The 14,731-nt window shown below is 68.4% G+C and carries 15 protein-coding genes; 1 reads left to right on the forward strand and 14 read right to left on the reverse strand.

Going from position 1 to position 14,731, the window contains the following annotated elements:
- Nucleotides 1-20 precede the first annotated feature (20 nt).
- From ASE00_RS19940 to ASE00_RS20005, 14 genes are all read right to left on the reverse strand, one after another.
- Nucleotides 21-1,055, reverse strand: coding sequence for an ACP S-malonyltransferase (locus ASE00_RS19940; protein WP_056383480.1), 1,035 nt, complete (start codon nucleotides 1,053-1,055; stop codon nucleotides 21-23).
- Nucleotides 1,052-3,238, reverse strand: coding sequence for a thiamine pyrophosphate-dependent enzyme (locus tag ASE00_RS19945; RefSeq protein ID WP_056383481.1), 2,187 nt, complete (start codon nucleotides 3,236-3,238; stop codon nucleotides 1,052-1,054). The genes ASE00_RS19940 and ASE00_RS19945 overlap by 4 nt, the downstream gene beginning before the upstream one ends.
- 7 nt (nucleotides 3,239-3,245) lie before the next feature.
- Nucleotides 3,246-4,448, reverse strand: coding sequence for an acyl-CoA dehydrogenase (locus tag ASE00_RS19950; protein WP_056383482.1), 1,203 nt, complete (start codon nucleotides 4,446-4,448; stop codon nucleotides 3,246-3,248).
- 40 nt (nucleotides 4,449-4,488) lie between these two features.
- Nucleotides 4,489-5,685: an aspartate aminotransferase family protein gene (locus ASE00_RS19955; protein WP_056383483.1), complete on the reverse strand. Its 1,197-nt coding sequence runs from the start codon at nucleotides 5,683-5,685 to the stop codon at nucleotides 4,489-4,491.
- A gap of 136 nt (nucleotides 5,686-5,821) precedes the next feature.
- The gene (locus tag ASE00_RS19960) at nucleotides 5,822-6,145 is read right to left on the reverse strand and encodes an EthD family reductase (protein WP_200957978.1); all 324 of its coding nucleotides are present in this window, start codon (nucleotides 6,143-6,145) and stop codon (nucleotides 5,822-5,824) included.
- Nucleotides 6,146-6,250: 105 nt separating this feature from the next.
- Nucleotides 6,251-7,018: an enoyl-CoA hydratase-related protein gene (locus ASE00_RS19965; RefSeq protein WP_056383484.1), complete on the reverse strand. Its 768-nt coding sequence runs from the start codon at nucleotides 7,016-7,018 to the stop codon at nucleotides 6,251-6,253.
- A complete protein-coding gene (gene paaE / locus ASE00_RS19970) occupies nucleotides 7,008-8,084 on the reverse strand; it encodes a 1,2-phenylacetyl-CoA epoxidase subunit PaaE (protein WP_056383485.1) in 1,077 nt (358 codons plus the stop codon). Before paaE ends, ASE00_RS19965 begins: the two co-directional genes overlap by 11 nt.
- 10 nt (nucleotides 8,085-8,094) lie before the next feature.
- The gene (paaD, locus tag ASE00_RS19975; RefSeq protein ID WP_056383486.1) at nucleotides 8,095-8,586 is read right to left on the reverse strand and encodes a 1,2-phenylacetyl-CoA epoxidase subunit PaaD; all 492 of its coding nucleotides are present in this window, start codon (nucleotides 8,584-8,586) and stop codon (nucleotides 8,095-8,097) included.
- A gap of 4 nt (nucleotides 8,587-8,590) precedes the next feature.
- Nucleotides 8,591-9,370, reverse strand: coding sequence for a 1,2-phenylacetyl-CoA epoxidase subunit PaaC (paaC, locus tag ASE00_RS19980; RefSeq protein ID WP_056383487.1), 780 nt, complete (start codon nucleotides 9,368-9,370; stop codon nucleotides 8,591-8,593).
- Nucleotides 9,370-9,660, reverse strand: coding sequence for a 1,2-phenylacetyl-CoA epoxidase subunit PaaB (paaB, locus tag ASE00_RS19985; protein WP_414819869.1), 291 nt, complete (start codon nucleotides 9,658-9,660; stop codon nucleotides 9,370-9,372). The genes paaC and paaB overlap by 1 nt, the downstream gene beginning before the upstream one ends.
- 17 nt (nucleotides 9,661-9,677) lie before the next feature.
- The gene (gene paaA, locus ASE00_RS19990) at nucleotides 9,678-10,670 is read right to left on the reverse strand and encodes a 1,2-phenylacetyl-CoA epoxidase subunit PaaA (protein ID WP_056383489.1); all 993 of its coding nucleotides are present in this window, start codon (nucleotides 10,668-10,670) and stop codon (nucleotides 9,678-9,680) included.
- A 65-nt stretch (nucleotides 10,671-10,735) separates the two neighbouring features.
- A complete protein-coding gene (gene pcaF / locus ASE00_RS19995) occupies nucleotides 10,736-11,938 on the reverse strand; it encodes a 3-oxoadipyl-CoA thiolase (protein WP_056383490.1) in 1,203 nt (400 codons plus the stop codon).
- Between the two features lie 3 nt (nucleotides 11,939-11,941).
- A complete protein-coding gene (gene paaI, locus ASE00_RS20000; protein WP_235538765.1) occupies nucleotides 11,942-12,376 on the reverse strand; it encodes a hydroxyphenylacetyl-CoA thioesterase PaaI in 435 nt (144 codons plus the stop codon).
- Entirely contained in the window at nucleotides 12,373-13,830 is a 1,458-nt protein-coding gene (locus ASE00_RS20005; RefSeq protein WP_056383491.1) for a 3-hydroxyacyl-CoA dehydrogenase NAD-binding domain-containing protein, read from the reverse strand. The genes paaI and ASE00_RS20005 overlap by 4 nt, the downstream gene beginning before the upstream one ends.
- An 89-nt stretch (nucleotides 13,831-13,919) precedes the next feature.
- Here ASE00_RS20005 and paaG point away from each other — a divergent pair, with 89 nt between their 5' ends.
- Nucleotides 13,920-14,711: a 2-(1,2-epoxy-1,2-dihydrophenyl)acetyl-CoA isomerase PaaG gene (gene paaG, locus ASE00_RS20010; protein ID WP_056383492.1), complete on the forward strand. Its 792-nt coding sequence runs from the start codon at nucleotides 13,920-13,922 to the stop codon at nucleotides 14,709-14,711.
- Nucleotides 14,712-14,731 lie beyond the last annotated feature (20 nt).

The raw sequence follows: 14,731 nt of genomic DNA on the forward strand, positions 1-14,731 counted from the left end.
GCCGGTGGCGGGCGGGGGCGTCAACCGGCGATGACGGTGGCGCGCTGTTCGGGCATCGCCATTGAGACCAGCAGGGGCCGTTCGGTCTGCGCCGCCTGGAAATCCGCCTTGCCGGTCATGCCGCGCCAGCCCGCGAGTATCAGCGACTGGATCACCGCGCCGCCCAGCGTGGTGCCGGGCCCGGTGATGATGAACAGGTCGGGCGCGAATTCACGTGCGGCGATCGTGATCGCGCGGGCGAAATCGTAGCTCTCCACCACCTGATGATCGAGCGTGTAGTGGCGCAGCGCGTCGGCATCGGTCGCGCCCGGCCACCAGATCGCCCCGCGTCCGTCGATCAGCGGCAATGCGGGGCCGGTGAAGAGATCGACCGGCAGCGCCTGCCGCCCCTGTGCGGCGACGGGGGCCATCAGCGGGGTGTGGAAGGCGGCGTGGTTGCCGAGCCGCAGCGGAAATTGCCCGGCGGGTTCGACCGCCGCTTCGAAGGCGCTGAGCCCGGCCTCGTTCCCCGCCAGCACCAGCATCCCGCCCAGAGCGATCGAGAGATAAAGCGCATGACCGGGGCGGGCGGCGATGTCGGCGACCATGTCGAGCAGATGCTGGCGGCGTTCGGGCTGCGGGTGCCAGTCGTCGTCCATGAAGGGATAGATCAGCTGGCCGCCGATCAGCGTCTGCTGCATCAGCGTGCCCATCGTGTTGGCAATGCGGAAGCCGCTTGCGGGCGTCACCGCGCCCGCGCAGGCGAGCGCAGAATACCAGCCCATCGAATTGCCGGTGACGGCGACCACCTCGATATCGTCGCGGTCGATCGACAGGAAGTCGCCCAGCGTCGCGGCAAAGATCAGCCCCGAGGCATTGTCGCCGCGCGTGTGGGTGGCGATCGAGAAACGCTCGGCACCGTCGAGTTCGGACAATGTCGGCTGGCCGCCCGCGCGGCGTTGCTCGTCGAAGTCCGCCAGCAGCGCCGGATCGGGGAAATGCCGGTGCAGATAGCCGAGCTCGGCCTTGTTATAGGTGCCCCGGCCCGGGCAGATCACCACCGCCTTGCGGGTCATGCGCCGCCCACCAATCGCCGTGCCGCCGCGACGATCTGATCGGTGGAGGGCATGGTCGCGCCATAGGCCGGGCCGGTGGCGATGAAGCTGTCCTCGGCGGTCAGCCGCGCATGGGGCAGGAAGGTGCGTTCGGCGAGCAGCGCCATCAGCGCCTCGGCCACCCCGCCGGTCCGCCGCGTCTCGTCGACGATCAGCACGTTGGCGCAGCCCTCCAGGGCGGCGACGATGCCGTCCTCGGGAATAGGCGAGAGCCAGCGCATGTCGATCACCCGCGCATCGATCCCCTCTTCGCCCAGCCGCTTCTGCGCTTGCCGCGACAGATAGGTGCCGTTGCCGAACGTCAGGATGCCGAGGTCGCGGCCATCGCCATGCACGCCGACCTGGCCGAAGGCGATCCGCTCGGACGGGTCGGGATAAAGGTCGAGCCAGCCATTGTCGCCGGGCTCGTGCAGATCGCGCATCGGATAGAGCGCGATCGGCTCGAGGAACACCACCAGTCTTTGTTCTTCGCGCGCCAGCCTGACGCATTCGCGGAGCATCATCGCCGCGTCCGTACCGTTGGACGGGCAGGCAAGTATCAGCCCGGGGATGTCGCGCAGCACCGCGACCGAATTGTCGTTGTGGAAATGGCCGCCAAAGCCCTTCTGGTAGCCGAGCCCGGCGATGCGGACGACCATGGGATTGCTATATTGGCCGTTGGAGAAGAAGGGCAGCGTCGCCGCCTCGCCGCGCAGCTGATCCTCGGCATTGTGGAGATAGGCGAGGAACTGGATCTCCGGCATCGGCAGAAAGCCGTTGTGCGCCATGCCGATGCCGAGCCCGAGGATCGACTGTTCGTCGAGCAGCGTGTCGATGACGCGGCTCGGGCCGAAGCGGGCGCTGAGCTTCTGGGTCACGCCATAGACGCCGCCCTTGCGGCCGACATCCTCGCCCATCAGCACGATCTCGCCGTGCGCCAGCATCAGGTCGGTCAGCGCCCAGTTGATCAGCCGCGACATGATCTGCGGGCTGTCCATCGCCTTGAGGTCGCCGCCAAAGGCCGCGGCGCGCGCCTCGTCCGAAGGGCCGTTGCCGATCATGCAGCTGCGCGGCGGGGGGATCAGGCTGGCCATCACCTCGGGCGCGGTGCGCAGCCGGGGGCGGGTCACCGCCTCGGCGGCGATCCGCTCGACTCGCGCTCCGGTCTCCTGATAGATGGCGAGCGCGTCGTCGAGATCGAGCGCGCCGACCTCGGCGAGCAGCCGCGCCGCGTGCAGCAGCGGATCATGCGCCTCCTCCGCCTCGATTTCCTCGCGCGGCATATAGGTGGTGGGCATGTCCGCGCCGGCATGACCGTAGAGGCGCAGGGTGCGGATATGCAGGAAGGCGGGCCTGCGCCGGGCGCGGACATAGGCGGCGGCGTCGCTGGCGACGCGATAGGCGTCGTAGAGGTCGAGGCCGTCGCAGGCGAAATATTCGAGGCCAGGCCGCTGAGCGAAGGTGGCGGCGATCCAGCCTTTCGGCGTCTTGGTCGAAATGCCGATGCCATTGTCCTCGCAGACGAACAGCAGCGGCAGCGGGACCCCCTGATAGCTGGTCCATTGCGCGGCGTTGAACGCGCCCTGCGCGGTCGAATGGTTGGCCGAGGCGTCGCCGAACGAGCACATCACGATCGCGTCGTCGGCAAGCACCTGATGCTCGGGCGGATGCCGCCGGGCGAGGCCGACCGAATAGGCCGCGCCGACCGCCTTGGGCAGATGGCTCGCGATCGTCGAGGTCTGCGGCGGGATGTTGAGCGCCTTCGAGCCGAGCACCTTGTGGCGGCCGCCCGAGATTGGGTCCTCGGTCGAGCAGGCGAAGGACAGCAGCATGTCCCAGGCAATCGACTGGCCGGGGACCTGATTGGCGCGCTCGATCTGGAAGGCGGCGTCGCGATAGTGGAGGAAGGCCATGTCGGTCGGCCGCAGCGCGGCGGCGACCGCGGCCATCCCTTCATGGCCTGACGAACCGATCGTATAGAATCCCTGGCCCTTGGCCTGCATCGCCCGGCTGACCCGGTCGAGCGCGCGCGACAGGCAGGCGGAGCGGTAGATCGACACCGCCTGCGTGTTGGTCAGCGGCCCGGCCGGCGGACGCCCCTGCGGCAGGTCGCCGCTTGCGACCCGCCGCAGGAAATTGTCATGGACGATCTGGGCCCGGTCCATCTTGGTCTCAGAAGAAGGCCTGGAGCCCGGTCTGGGCGCGGCCCAGGATCAGCGCGTGGACATCGTGCGCGCCTTCATAGGTGTTGACCGTTTCCAGATTGACCATGTGGCGCATCACCTGAAACTCGTCGGAGATGCCGTTGCCGCCATGCATGTCGCGCGCCATCCGGGCGATATCAAGCGCCTTGCCGCAATTGTTGCGTTTGACGATCGAGATCATCTCGGGGGCCATCCGGCCTTCGTCGAACAGGCGGCCGACGCGCAAGGAAGCCTGCAGGCCCAGCGCGATCTCGGTCTGCATGTCGGCCAGCTTCTTCTGGAAGAGCTGGGTCTGCGCGAGCGGGCGCCCGAACTGCTTGCGGTCGAGGCCATATTGGCGTGCGGCGTGCCAGCAGAACTCCGCCGCGCCCATTGCGCCCCAGCTGATGCCGTAGCGAGCGCGGTTGAGGCAGCCGAACGGGCCGCCGAGGCCTTCGGCATTCGGAAGCAGCGCTTCCTCGCCCACCTCGACCTCGTCGAGGACGATCTCGCCGGTGATCGAGGCGCGCAGCGACAGCTTCCCCTCAATTTTCGGCGCGGACAGGCCCTTCAACCCCTTTTCAAGGACGAAGCCGCGGATCTTGCCGCCATGCGCGTCGGACTTGGCCCAGACCACGAAGACGTCGGCGATCGGCGCGTTGGAGATCCAGGTCTTGGAGCCGTTGAGGCGGTAGCCTCCATCGACCTTCGTCGCGCGCGTCTTCATGCCGCCGGGGTCGGATCCGGCGTCGGGTTCGGTGAGCCCGAAGCAGCCGATCCATTCGCCCGAGGCGAGCTTGGGAAGATAGCGGCGCTTCTGCGCTCCGGAGCCATAGGCATAGATCGGGTGCATCACGAGCGACGACTGTACCGACATCATCGAACGATAGCCTGAGTCGACGCGCTCGACCTCGCGCGCGATCAGGCCATAGGCGACATAGCCGACGCCCGCGCCGCCATATTCGGCCGGGATGGTCGCGCCGAGCAGGCCGAGTTCGCCCATTTCGCGGAAGATCGCCGGGTCGGTCTTCTCCTCGCGATAGGCCTCGATCACGCGGGGCTGGAGTTGCCCCTGCGCATAGTCGCGCGCCGCGTCGCGGATCATCCGCTCCTCGTCGCTGAGCTGGTCGTCTAGCAGGAACGGATCGTCCCACATGAATCCGCCCGCAGCCCGGGCGCTTTGATCGGTCATGGATGATTCCTTAGAAGCCGCTGCCGATTGTAGCATCAGATCAAGCCGCCTGCGCCATAGCGGCGCGCGCCGCCGCGCAGGCATCGGCAAGCCGGATCAGCGCCTCATCTATTTCGGCGTCGGAGATCAGCAGCGACGGCAGCAGGCGGACGCAATTCTCGCCCCCGCCCGCGATCAGCAGCCCGGCGTCACGCGCCAGCCCCATGAACTCACGGTTGTTGGGATGCATCTTGAGGCCCAGCAGCAGGCCTTTGCCGCGCACCTCGGCGATCACGTCGGGATAGCGGCTGCGCACCGCGTTCAATCCTTCGACGAAATAGGCCGAGGCCGATCGCGCGGCTTTCAGTGTTTCCGGCTTCGCGATCTCGTCGAAGGCCGCGAGTGCGACCGCCATGGCGAGCGGGTTGCCGCCGAAGGTGGAGCCATGCACGCCCACCGTCATGCCGCGAGCGGCGTCGCTGGTGGCGAGGCACGCGCCGACCGGGAAGCCGCCGCCCAGCGCCTTGGCGATAGTCATGATGTCGGGCGCGGCATCGTCGAACCACTGATGTGCGAAGAGTTTGCCGGTGCGGCCCATGCCGCTCTGCACCTCGTCATAGATCAGCAGCACGCCATGCGCGCGGGTGAGCGCGCGCAGCCGCTGGAGCCAGGGGCCGGGCAGCGCACGCGCGCCGCCCTCGCCCTGCACCGGCTCGATGATCACCGCCGCCGTGGTGGGGCGTGCGATTGCCTCGGCCAGCGCGGCCTCGTCATCGATCGACAGCTGGACATAGCCCGGCAACCGGGGACCGAAGCCGTCGAGATAGGAGGGATTTCCCGCCGCGTTCACCGCCGCATAGGTGCGGCCGTGGAAGGACCCCTCGAAGCCGATCACGTCGATCCGCTCGGGCTGGCCGCCGACCGCATGATAGCGGCGGGACGCCTTGAGCGCGCATTCGACCGCTTCGGTCCCCGAATTGGCGAAATAGGCGACGTCGGCGAAGCAGGCTTCGGTCAGGCGCCGGGCGAGTTCCTCCTGGCCGGGAATGCGGAAGATGTTCGAGACGTGCCAGAGCTTGTGCGCCTGATCGGTCAGGGCGGCGATCAGCCGGGGATGGGCGTGGCCCAGCGCATCGGTGGCGATGCCGCCGACGCAATCGAGATAGCGGCGGCCTGCCACGTCGGTCAGCCAGACGCCCTGCCCCTCGGCCACCTCGATCGGTGCGCGGTTGTACAAACCCATCAGATGTTTGGTCATGTCGCTCTCCCATCGCCGCGACTAATCGGATTTCCTCATGATCATGAGGCGATGGGATCGATTTTGCGCTCGCCATCATCCGATGACAAACGCAATGCCTTCATCTGTAGATGCGCAAATGGAATGAAGAAGCCGCTCAGGCCTCCTCGGCCACCAGCAGTGTGACGATCTCGCGCGCGAAGCTCATCAGATCCTTGCCGGCAGCGCGGTTCTCGGGCGAGGCCATCGCCTCGTCGAAGCGGGCGCGGTCGGGGAAATGCATCTCTGCGATCAGGAAATAGGGCGGCTCGCCCATCGGCGACCCGGTGACACGGTTGATCACCGTCTTCGCGAGATGCGGCGTCGCTGCGACGAGCGGCAGATGGACGTCGTAATAATGGGCGAGGAAGGCCGCCTCGTCGGCGGGCTTGCGGTACAGCGCGATCAGTTTGACGGTCATCTCGGTTCTTTCCTCATGCATCGACGTTCCTGCCGCGCAGATAGCGGGCATGCTATGTCTTGCCGCGCGAACAGCACCGATCACGGCGCCTCGCGCGATCCATATCTTCTCCCGGGGCGTGCACCGTTAAGGCCAGCGTGCCGCGCGTTTCTCCCTGAAGGCGGCGATGCCCTCCTCCTTTTCCGCGCCGCCGAGCAGGCCGACAAAGGCGCGCCGCTCACTCAGCAGATGCTCTTCCAGCGGCAGTTCGGCCGCCTGGCGGAGGCTTGCCTTGGCGGTGCGCAGCGCGTGCGGCGCGCGTGCCGCCAGCTTCGCGGCCAGCATGGTCGCGGCGGCGGCGGCTTCGCCATCGGCCACCGCCTCGGTGATCAGCCCCGCGCGCAGCGCCTCCTCGGCGCCGATCGGCTCGCCGGTCAGCACCATTGCCGTCGCCCGGCGCAGCCCGACGAGGCGCGGCAGGATCGCGGTGCCGCCCGCGCCCGGCATGATGCCGAGATTGGTTTCGGGCAGGCCGAAGCGCGCCTTGGCTCCGGCGACGATCAGGTCGCAGCGCAGCGCGAGTTCGAGGCCTGCGCCGAGGCACCAGCCCTCCACCGCCGCGATGAGCGGCTTGGAGAAGGCGCGGATCGCGGCCCAAGCCTGGAAGCGTGGGCTCTCGATCGGGTCGTCGCTGGTCGATGCCGCGAGTTCGTCGATATCCGCTCCGGCGGCGAACAGGCTGTCGCTGCCGGTGATGATCGCCACGCGGATCGCACCGTCGGCATCGGCGGCGGCGAGCGCATCGGCGAGCGTGCGGAGCAACGGAGTCGCAAGCGCATTGCGGCGCTCGGGCCGGTAGAGGCGCAGCAGCAGGACGCCGTCCGCCGCCGCCTCGCTGATCAGCTCAGGCGTCATAATCGAGGACGACGTCGTCGGTCATCGGCACCGCCTGGCAGGTCAGGACATAGCCCTGCGCAACCTCTTCCGCCGACAGCCCGTAATTGGCAACCATCTTCACCTCACCCTGCACCAGCTTGGCGCGGCAGGTGGCGCAGACCCCGGCCTTGCAGGCGAAGGGCGCGGGCAGGCCGGCGGCGCGGGCATTTTCCAGGATGCTGCCCTTGCCGGCGTCGAAGATCAGGTTGCGCTTGCGGCCATCGAGGGTGACCTGAACCTTGCGGCCCGCCGCCTTCTGCTCGAGGTCGCGCACCGCCGCCGCCTGCGCCGCCGACATCGCGCCGACGGTGAAGCGTTCGAGCAGAATGCGGTCGGCGGGAACGCCCGCCTTGGTCAGCCCCTCCTCGACCGCGTCCATCATCGGGCCAGGACCGCAGATGAAGGCGGCGTCGATCGCGCTCGGATCGACCAGCGTCGAGAGGACCTCGGCGACCTTAGCGCTGTCGAGGCGGCCGTTGAACAGGTCGACATCCTCCTCCTCGTCCTCGAGGAAATGATAGACCTGCAACCGGCTCATGAAGCGGTCCTTGAGCGCGGCGATCTCTTCGAGGAACGTGATCGAGTTGGAGGCGCGGTTGCCGTAGAGCAGCACGAAATTGCTCCTGGGCTCGGCCTCCAGCGTCGCCTTGAGCAGCGACAGCACCGGGGTGATCCCCGATCCGCCCGCGAAACCGACATAGCTGGCGGCGCGTGCAGCGTCGAAGCTCCAGGTGAAACTGCCATGCGGCGGCATCACCTCGAGCGTGTCACCGATCGCAATCGCGCTGTTCGCCCAGGTCGAGAAGGCGCCGCCCGCGATCTTCTTGATCGCGACGCGCAGCTCGCCTTCATGCGGGGCGACGCAGATCGAATAGTTGCGGCGGACATCCTCGCCGTCGATCTCGGTGCGCAGCGTCAGGTGCTGGCCGGGGGTGAAGCGGAAATCCTCCGCCAGCGTCTCGGGCAGGTCGAAGCACAGGGAAACGGCGTCCTCGGTCTCGCGGCGGACGTCCTTGATCTTCAGCGGATGAAAGCCAGCGGACACGAATGGACTCCTAATGACATTTGAAACGGTCGAAGGGTTCGAGGCAGTCGAGGCAGCGCCACTGCGCCTTGCACGGCGTGGAGCCGAAACGGCTGACCTCCTGGGTGTGAAGCGAGCCGCAGCGCGGGCATTCGGCCGGGGCAGCGCGCAGCGACGGGGCGTCGGTCCCGCGCGGCGGCGGGGCGATGCCATAGGCCTTTAGTTGGTCGCGGCCCTGATCGCTGATCCAGTCGGTGCTCCATGGCGGCGACAGCACGGTCTCGATCGGCACGTCGGCAAAGCCGGCATCGTCGAGCGCGGTGCGCACCGACATCTCGATCGCGATCGTCGCCGGGCAGCCGGTATAGGTCGGCGTGATCAGCACGGCGGGCGGATTGCTGCGCACGCCGCGGACAATGCCGAGATCGACGACCGAGACCGCCGGAATCTCCGGATCGGGGACGGTTTCAAGCGTCGCCATGATGCGGCGCCGCGCGGCCTCATCGATGTCGGCGGCGGTCATCGCCCTACCAGACGGCGTCGGGGTAGGTGCGCGGCAGGAACTGCATCGTCGCCAGGAGATGCCCGAGATGCTCGCTATGATGGCCGATGCGTCCGCCCTTCACGCCGCGCGGATATTCGGGCAGCGGCAGGGTCGCTTCGTGCAGGACAGTATTGACGGTGGCGTCGAAACCCTGGCGCAGCGCGGCGCGATCGACCGCGATGCCTGCCTCGACCAGCGGCGCCTCGAGCGGATCGGCGTCGAACAGCTCGTCGACGAAGCGCCAGAACCAGTCGAGCCCCTCGATCATCCGTTCGCGGCTTTCCTCGGTGCCGTCGCCCAGGCGGATCACCCAGTCGGCGGACAGCTCGGCATGATAGCGGACTTCCTTGACCGCCTTGGCGGCGATCTCCGCGATGCGTGGATCGGCGGAGCGGGTCAGCCCTTCGAACAGCGCGAGCTGCCAGGTCGAGAAGAGGAACTGGCGCGCGATGGTCTGCGCGAAATCGCCATTGGGCTGCTCGACCAGCAGGCAGTTGCGGAAGGCGAGGACGTCGCGGTGGAAGGCGAGCTTGTCGCCGTCGCGGCCCTTGCCCTCGATCTCGCCTGCGAGGTTGAGGAACAGCGTGGCCTGGCCGATCAGGTCGAGCCCGATATTGGCGAGCGACAGGTCTATCTCCAGCGCGGGCGCATGGCCGCACCATTCGGTGAGCCGTTGGCCGAGGATCAGGCTGTCGTCGCCGAGCCGCTGCAGATAGTCGATCAGCGCGGCTTCGTCGCGGGCAAGGGTGGGGGCGCTAGCCATCAGATGTGCGTCACGACGTCGGGGATGTCGTAAAAGGTCGGGTGCCGGTAGACCTTGGTCTCGGCCGGTTCGAACAGCGGACCGGCGGCGGCGGGGTCCGACGCGACGATGTCGCTCGACTTGACCACCCACAGGCTTACGCCTTCTAGGCGGCGGGTGTAGACATCGCGCGCATGGCGCACCGCCAGTTCGCCGTCGGGGGCGTGTACCGAGCCGACATGGCGGTGGCTGAGTCCGCCGCGCGAGCGAATGAAAACCTCCCAGAGAGGCCAGTCGTTGTTCATCGTCATGTCCTTGCTGTCCGGGGTCAGGCGGCGAGCCGCGCGCGGCGCTTCGCCTCATGGGCGTCGGCGGCCTCGCGGACCCAGGCACCCTCGTCCCATGCCGCGCGGCGGGCCTTCATCCGCTCCTTCGCGGTCGGGCCCTCGCCGCGCACCACGGCGTAGAACTCCTCCCAGTCGACCTCGCCGAAATCATGCCCGCCCTTTTCCTCGTTCCAGCGGAGCGCCGGATCGGGAACGCTGAGGCCCAGGAACTTGGCCTGGGGCACGGTGATATCGACGAATTTCTGGCGCAGGTCGTCATTGCTGTCGCGCTTGATCCGCCAGCGGAAGCTCTGCTCCGAATTGGGCGAGTTGGCGTCAGGCGGGCCGAACATCATCAGCGACGGCCACCACCAGCGGTTGAGCGCGTCCTGCGCCATCGCCTTCTGCTCGGGCGTGCCGTTGGCCATCGCCATCATGATCTCGTAGCCCTGCCGCTGGTGAAAGCTCTCCTCCTTGCAGACGCGGACCATCGCGCGGGCATAGGGGCCGTATGAGGTACGCTGCAGCGGCACCTGATTCATGATTGCGGCGCCGTCGACCAGCCAGCCGATCGCGCCGATATCCGCCCAGGTGAGCGTCGGATAGTTGAAGATCGTGCTGTACTTCGCCTTGCCGGCGTGGAGCGCCTCGACCATCTCCTGGCGGCTGGTGCCCAGCGTCTCGGCGGCGCAATAGAGATAGAGGCCATGGCCGCCCTCGTCCTGCACCTTGGCGAGCAGGACGGCCTTGCGGCGCAGTGACGGCGCGCGGGTCAGCCAGTTGCCCTCGGGCAGCATGCCGACGATTTCCGAATGGGCGTGCTGCGAGATCTGGCGGACGAGCGTCTTGCGATAGGCCTCGGGCATCCAGTCCTTCGGTTCGATGAACTCGTCGGCGGCGACGCGCGCCTCGAACGCGGCGAGCAGTGCGGGATCCTCCTTCGAGATCGGCGTCGGGGCCTTCGCATCGGCCTTGCCAAGTTCGGTGGTGTACATGCGCGCTCCTTCGGACTCGATAAGCTGTCTATATGATAGACCGACTAGACGGTCAATTAATTATCTCAAACCCGTTCGACGGCGAGAGCGATGCCCTGGCCGACACCGATGCACATCGTGCACAGCGCCTTTTCCGCGCCGCGCCGCTGCAATTCTTCGACCGCAGTGAGGACGAGCCGCGCGCCCGACATGCCGAGCGGGTGGCCCAGCGCGATCGCGCCGCCATTGGGGTTCACATGCGCGGCGTCATCGGGCAGGCCGAGCCGGCGGAGGACGGCGAGCCCCTGGCTGGCGAAGGCTTCGTTGAGCTCGACCAGATCGATGTCGCCGATCGACATGCCGAGCCGGGCGAGCAGCTTTTCGGAGGCCGGGGCGGGCCCGATGCCCATGATGCGCGGCTCGACGCCGGCCACCGCGCCGCCCAGCACACGGGCGCGCGGCGTGAGGCCGTGGCGGCGGACGGCGGCCTCGCTCGCGACGATGATCGCGGCGGCGCCGTCGTTGACGCCCGACGCATTGCCCGCGGTGATCGTGCCGTCGGGGCGGACGATCGGCCTGAGCTTGCCCAGCGCTTCCATGCTGGTTTCGCGCGGATGTTCGTCGCGGGTGACCATGATGGGATCGCCCTTCTTCTGCGGCACCGGCACCGCGACGATCTCGGCATCGAAGCGCCCGCTGGCCTGCGCGGCGGCGGCGCGGCGCTGGCTCTCGACCGCGAACTTGTCCTGATCCTCGCGGCTGACCGCGAAGTCCTGCGCGACATTCTCGGCGGTCTCGGGCATCGAATCGATGCCGAAGCCGGCCTTCAGCGCCTTGTTGACGAAGCGCCAGCCAATCGTCGTATCATAGACCGCATTGGCGCGGCTGAACGCGCTGTCGGCCTTGGGCATGACGAAGGGGGCGCGGCTCATGCTCTCGACGCCACCTGCGACGATCAGGTCGGCCTCGCCCGCCTTGATAGCGCGGGCGGCATAGGCGACCGCGTCCATGCCCGATCCGCACAGCCGGTTGATCGTGGTGCCCGGCGCGGTGGTGCCCAGGCCGCCGAGCAGCGCCGCCATGCGGGCGACGTTGCGATTGTCCTCGCCCGCCTGATTGGCGCAGCCGAGGATGATATCGTCGAGCGCGGCCCAGTCGATGCCCGCATTGCGCTCACGCAGCGCCGCGAGCGGGATCGCGGCGAGATCGTCGGGCCGCACGCTGGCGAGCGCGCCGCCATAGCGGCCGATCGGGGTGCGGATCGCGTCGCAGATGAAGGCTTCGGCCATGACTTACTCCTCGATGGGCAGGACCGGTCCGCCGATGGCGCGGGACAGACCCTGAAATTGGGCGACGGGGCGGCCGTCGGCGGTGCGGACATCGACCCGGTAGGAACCGGTGCGGCCGATGACGGCATCCTCGCGGGCTTCGGCGATCAGCACATCGCCTTCGCGCGGAGCCGACAGGAAATGGATCGACGCCTGCTGGGCGACGGTCGCCTGGTTGCGGCTGTTGCAGGCATAGGCGAAGGCGGTGTCCGCCAGCGCAAAGATCATCCCGCCATGGCCGGTGCCGAGGCCGTTGAGCATGTCCGCGCGCAGGGTCATCCGCACCCGCGCATAGCCTTCGGTCGCCTCATCAAGGGTCAGGCCCCAGGCGGGGGCGGTGCCCTCGCGGGCGTGCATCTCCGTCGCGACGCGGCGGGCGAGATCGTCGGCTATGGTCATGGCGCACCGAAATAGCTGGAGGGCTGGTACATCGCATCGCCGCTGGCGGTGGCGATATTGTCGAGCGCGGCGCGGACGCGGCCTTGGCCGACCCGGCGGGCCCAGCCCAGCGGGCCTTCGGGGTGGTTCGCGCCGTGGATCATTGCGTCGTCGATCCCGTCGGCGTCGGCGACGTCGTCGGTCACCGCGTCGGCGGCGGCGTTGGCGAGCTGGGCGAGGGTGCGCAGCACGATCTGGCCGGGGCGGTCGGGGATGACCAGCACCTTGCGGCCGATCGCCTGGAGCAGCCCGGCGGCGGCTTCCGCGTGGGCGGGGGAGGTCGCGCTGATCACGCTGACCGACGCGCTGGCGAAGTCGCGGCACTGGTCGATCAGCACATCGACACCCGGACGCTCGCCGAGCGGGCGTCCGTCGCCGAGCGCCATCATGCTGTTCCCGATCCGGGCCATGTCGGCGCCGATCGCCGGACCATCCGTCACCGCGATACCGGCTGCGCGGGCCTCGGCGCCAAGGGGAGCGAGCTGGTCGAGCTGATATATCGCGATCGATGCGGGCGCAGCGGCCGGGGCGGCATAGGGCGGCGCGGGCAGGTCCTGCGCATAATCATAGACGCCCGTGCCGGATTTCCGGCCGAGCTGGCCGCCGTCGCGCAGCGCGCGTTGCGCGTCCTGCGGGCGGAAGCGGGTCTTGCCGTCGTAGGAGTCGTAGACCGAAGAGGCGACGGCGAAGTTGACGTCGTGGCCGATCAGATCGGCGAGCGCGAGTGGGCCCATGCGGAAGCCGCCCCCGCCGGTCAGCGCCGCGTCGATCAGCGCGGGATCGATCCCTTCGCCGAGCGCGGCGAAGCCCTCGCCATAATAGGGCCGGGCGACCCGATTGACGATGAAGCCGGGCACGTCACGGACGATGACGGGGCGCTTGCCCCAGGCGCGCATCAGGTCCGCCGCGGCATTGACCGCGGCCGGGTCGGTTGCCGGGCCGGCGATCACCTCGACCAGCTTCATTGCGGGTACGGGATTGAAGAAGTGAAGGCCGAGAAAGCGTTCGGGCCGGTCGAGGATGGCCGCGATGTCGCCGATGCCGAGCGAGGAGGTGTTGCTGGCGATCAGCGCATCGGGCGGCATCGCCCCAGCGAGCGCGGTCACCAGAGCCTGCTTGATGTCGAGCCGCTCGACGATCGCCTCGATCGCCAGCGCATGGCCAGCCGTGGCGGCGATGTCGGTCGCCCAGGTGATCCGCGCGGCGATGGCGTCGCGCGCCGATTCGTCTAGCCGCCCCTTGCGCAGTGCCTGATCCAGCGCGGCGGCGACGGTCGCGCGGCCGCGCTCCAGCGCGTCCTCCGCCTGATCGATGACGGTGACGGGATGGCCCGCGGTCGCCGCCACCTGGGCGATACCCGCGCCCATGGTGCCGGCGCCGATGACGGCGATCGGGGCGTTGCTGCGAATCTCCATGCGTCCTCAGGTAGCGCCGAAAAAGAGGGTTGCCAATAATAGTCTGACCGGGCAGTCTATTAAAGCAATCGACGGGAGCAAGCGGCAAGGTGACGTTCGAGACGATAGAGTTCGGCATATCGGACGGGATCGCGCGCCTGACGCTCAACCGGCCCGACCGGCTCAACAGCTTCACCGTTCAGATGCACGGCGAAGTCGCTGCCGCGCTCGACCGGGTCGAGGCCGATGCGAGCGTGCGCACCCTGGTGCTGACCGGCGCGGGGCGCGGCTTCTGCGCGGGACAGGACCTGGGCGACCGCGCCGTCGCGCCGGGCGGCGCTGCTGTCGATCTGGGCGATTCGGTCGAGCGTTTCTACGCCCCGCTGATCCGGCGGCTGAGCAATCTGCCGATGCCGGTGATCTGCGCGGTCAACGGCGTCGCGGCCGGGGCGGGGGCGAATATCGCGCTCGCCTGCGACATCGTCATCGCCGCGCGCAGCGCGAAGTTCATCCAGTCCTTCGCCAATATCGGGCTGATCCCCGATTCGGGCGGCACCTGGATATTGCCCCGGCTGATCGGCCAGGCGCGCGCGCTCGGCCTCGCGCTGACCGGCGAGCCGCTGCCCGCCGAGACCGCGGCGAGCTGGGGCATGATCTGGAAATGCGTCGACGACGATGCGCTGGCCGCCGAGGTCGACGCTCTGGCCGCGCGCTTCGCCAAGGGGCCGACCAAGGGGCTCGCCCGGACCAAGGCGCTGATCCGCGGCTCCTCGCTCAAATCGCTCGATGACGAGCTCGACATCGAGCGCGACGCGATGCGCGAGCTCGGCTTCGGCCACGATTATCAGGAAGGCGTCGCCGCCTTCATGGCCAAGCGGCCGCCCGTTTTCACCGGCCGCTGATCCTCGCTTCAAAGGACCAT

This window comes from Sphingomonas sp. Root710 (assembly GCF_001429065.1).
Classification (GTDB): domain Bacteria; phylum Pseudomonadota; class Alphaproteobacteria; order Sphingomonadales; family Sphingomonadaceae; genus Rhizorhabdus.

Bases quoted from the DNA above. Each gene is read 5' to 3' on its own strand.
- ASE00_RS19955 (WP_056383483.1), bottom strand. From the start codon at position 5,685: ATGACCAAACATCTGATGGGTTTGTACAACCGCGCACCGATCGAGGTG.
- paaD (WP_056383486.1), bottom strand. From the start codon at position 8,586: ATGACCGCCGCCGACATCGATGAGGCCGCGCGGCGCCGCATCATGGCG.
- ASE00_RS19945 (WP_056383481.1), bottom strand. From the start codon at position 3,238: ATGGACCGGGCCCAGATCGTCCATGACAATTTCCTGCGGCGGGTCGCA.
- ASE00_RS19950 (WP_056383482.1), bottom strand. From the start codon at position 4,448: ATGACCGATCAAAGCGCCCGGGCTGCGGGCGGATTCATGTGGGACGAT.
- pcaF (WP_056383490.1), bottom strand. From the start codon at position 11,938: ATGGCCGAAGCCTTCATCTGCGACGCGATCCGCACCCCGATCGGCCGC.
- paaC (WP_056383487.1), bottom strand. From the start codon at position 9,370: ATGGCTAGCGCCCCCACCCTTGCCCGCGACGAAGCCGCGCTGATCGAC.
- paaI (WP_235538765.1), bottom strand. From the start codon at position 12,376: ATGACCATAGCCGACGATCTCGCCCGCCGCGTCGCGACGGAGATGCAC.
- ASE00_RS19965 (WP_056383484.1), bottom strand. From the start codon at position 7,018: ATGACGCCTGAGCTGATCAGCGAGGCGGCGGCGGACGGCGTCCTGCTG.
- ASE00_RS19940 (WP_056383480.1), bottom strand. From the start codon at position 1,055: ATGACCCGCAAGGCGGTGGTGATCTGCCCGGGCCGGGGCACCTATAAC.
- ASE00_RS19960 (WP_200957978.1), bottom strand. From the start codon at position 6,145: ATGCATGAGGAAAGAACCGAGATGACCGTCAAACTGATCGCGCTGTAC.
- ASE00_RS20005 (WP_056383491.1), bottom strand. From the start codon at position 13,830: ATGGAGATTCGCAGCAACGCCCCGATCGCCGTCATCGGCGCCGGCACC.
- paaB (WP_414819869.1), bottom strand. From the start codon at position 9,660: ATGACGATGAACAACGACTGGCCTCTCTGGGAGGTTTTCATTCGCTCG.
- paaA (WP_056383489.1), bottom strand. From the start codon at position 10,670: ATGTACACCACCGAACTTGGCAAGGCCGATGCGAAGGCCCCGACGCCG.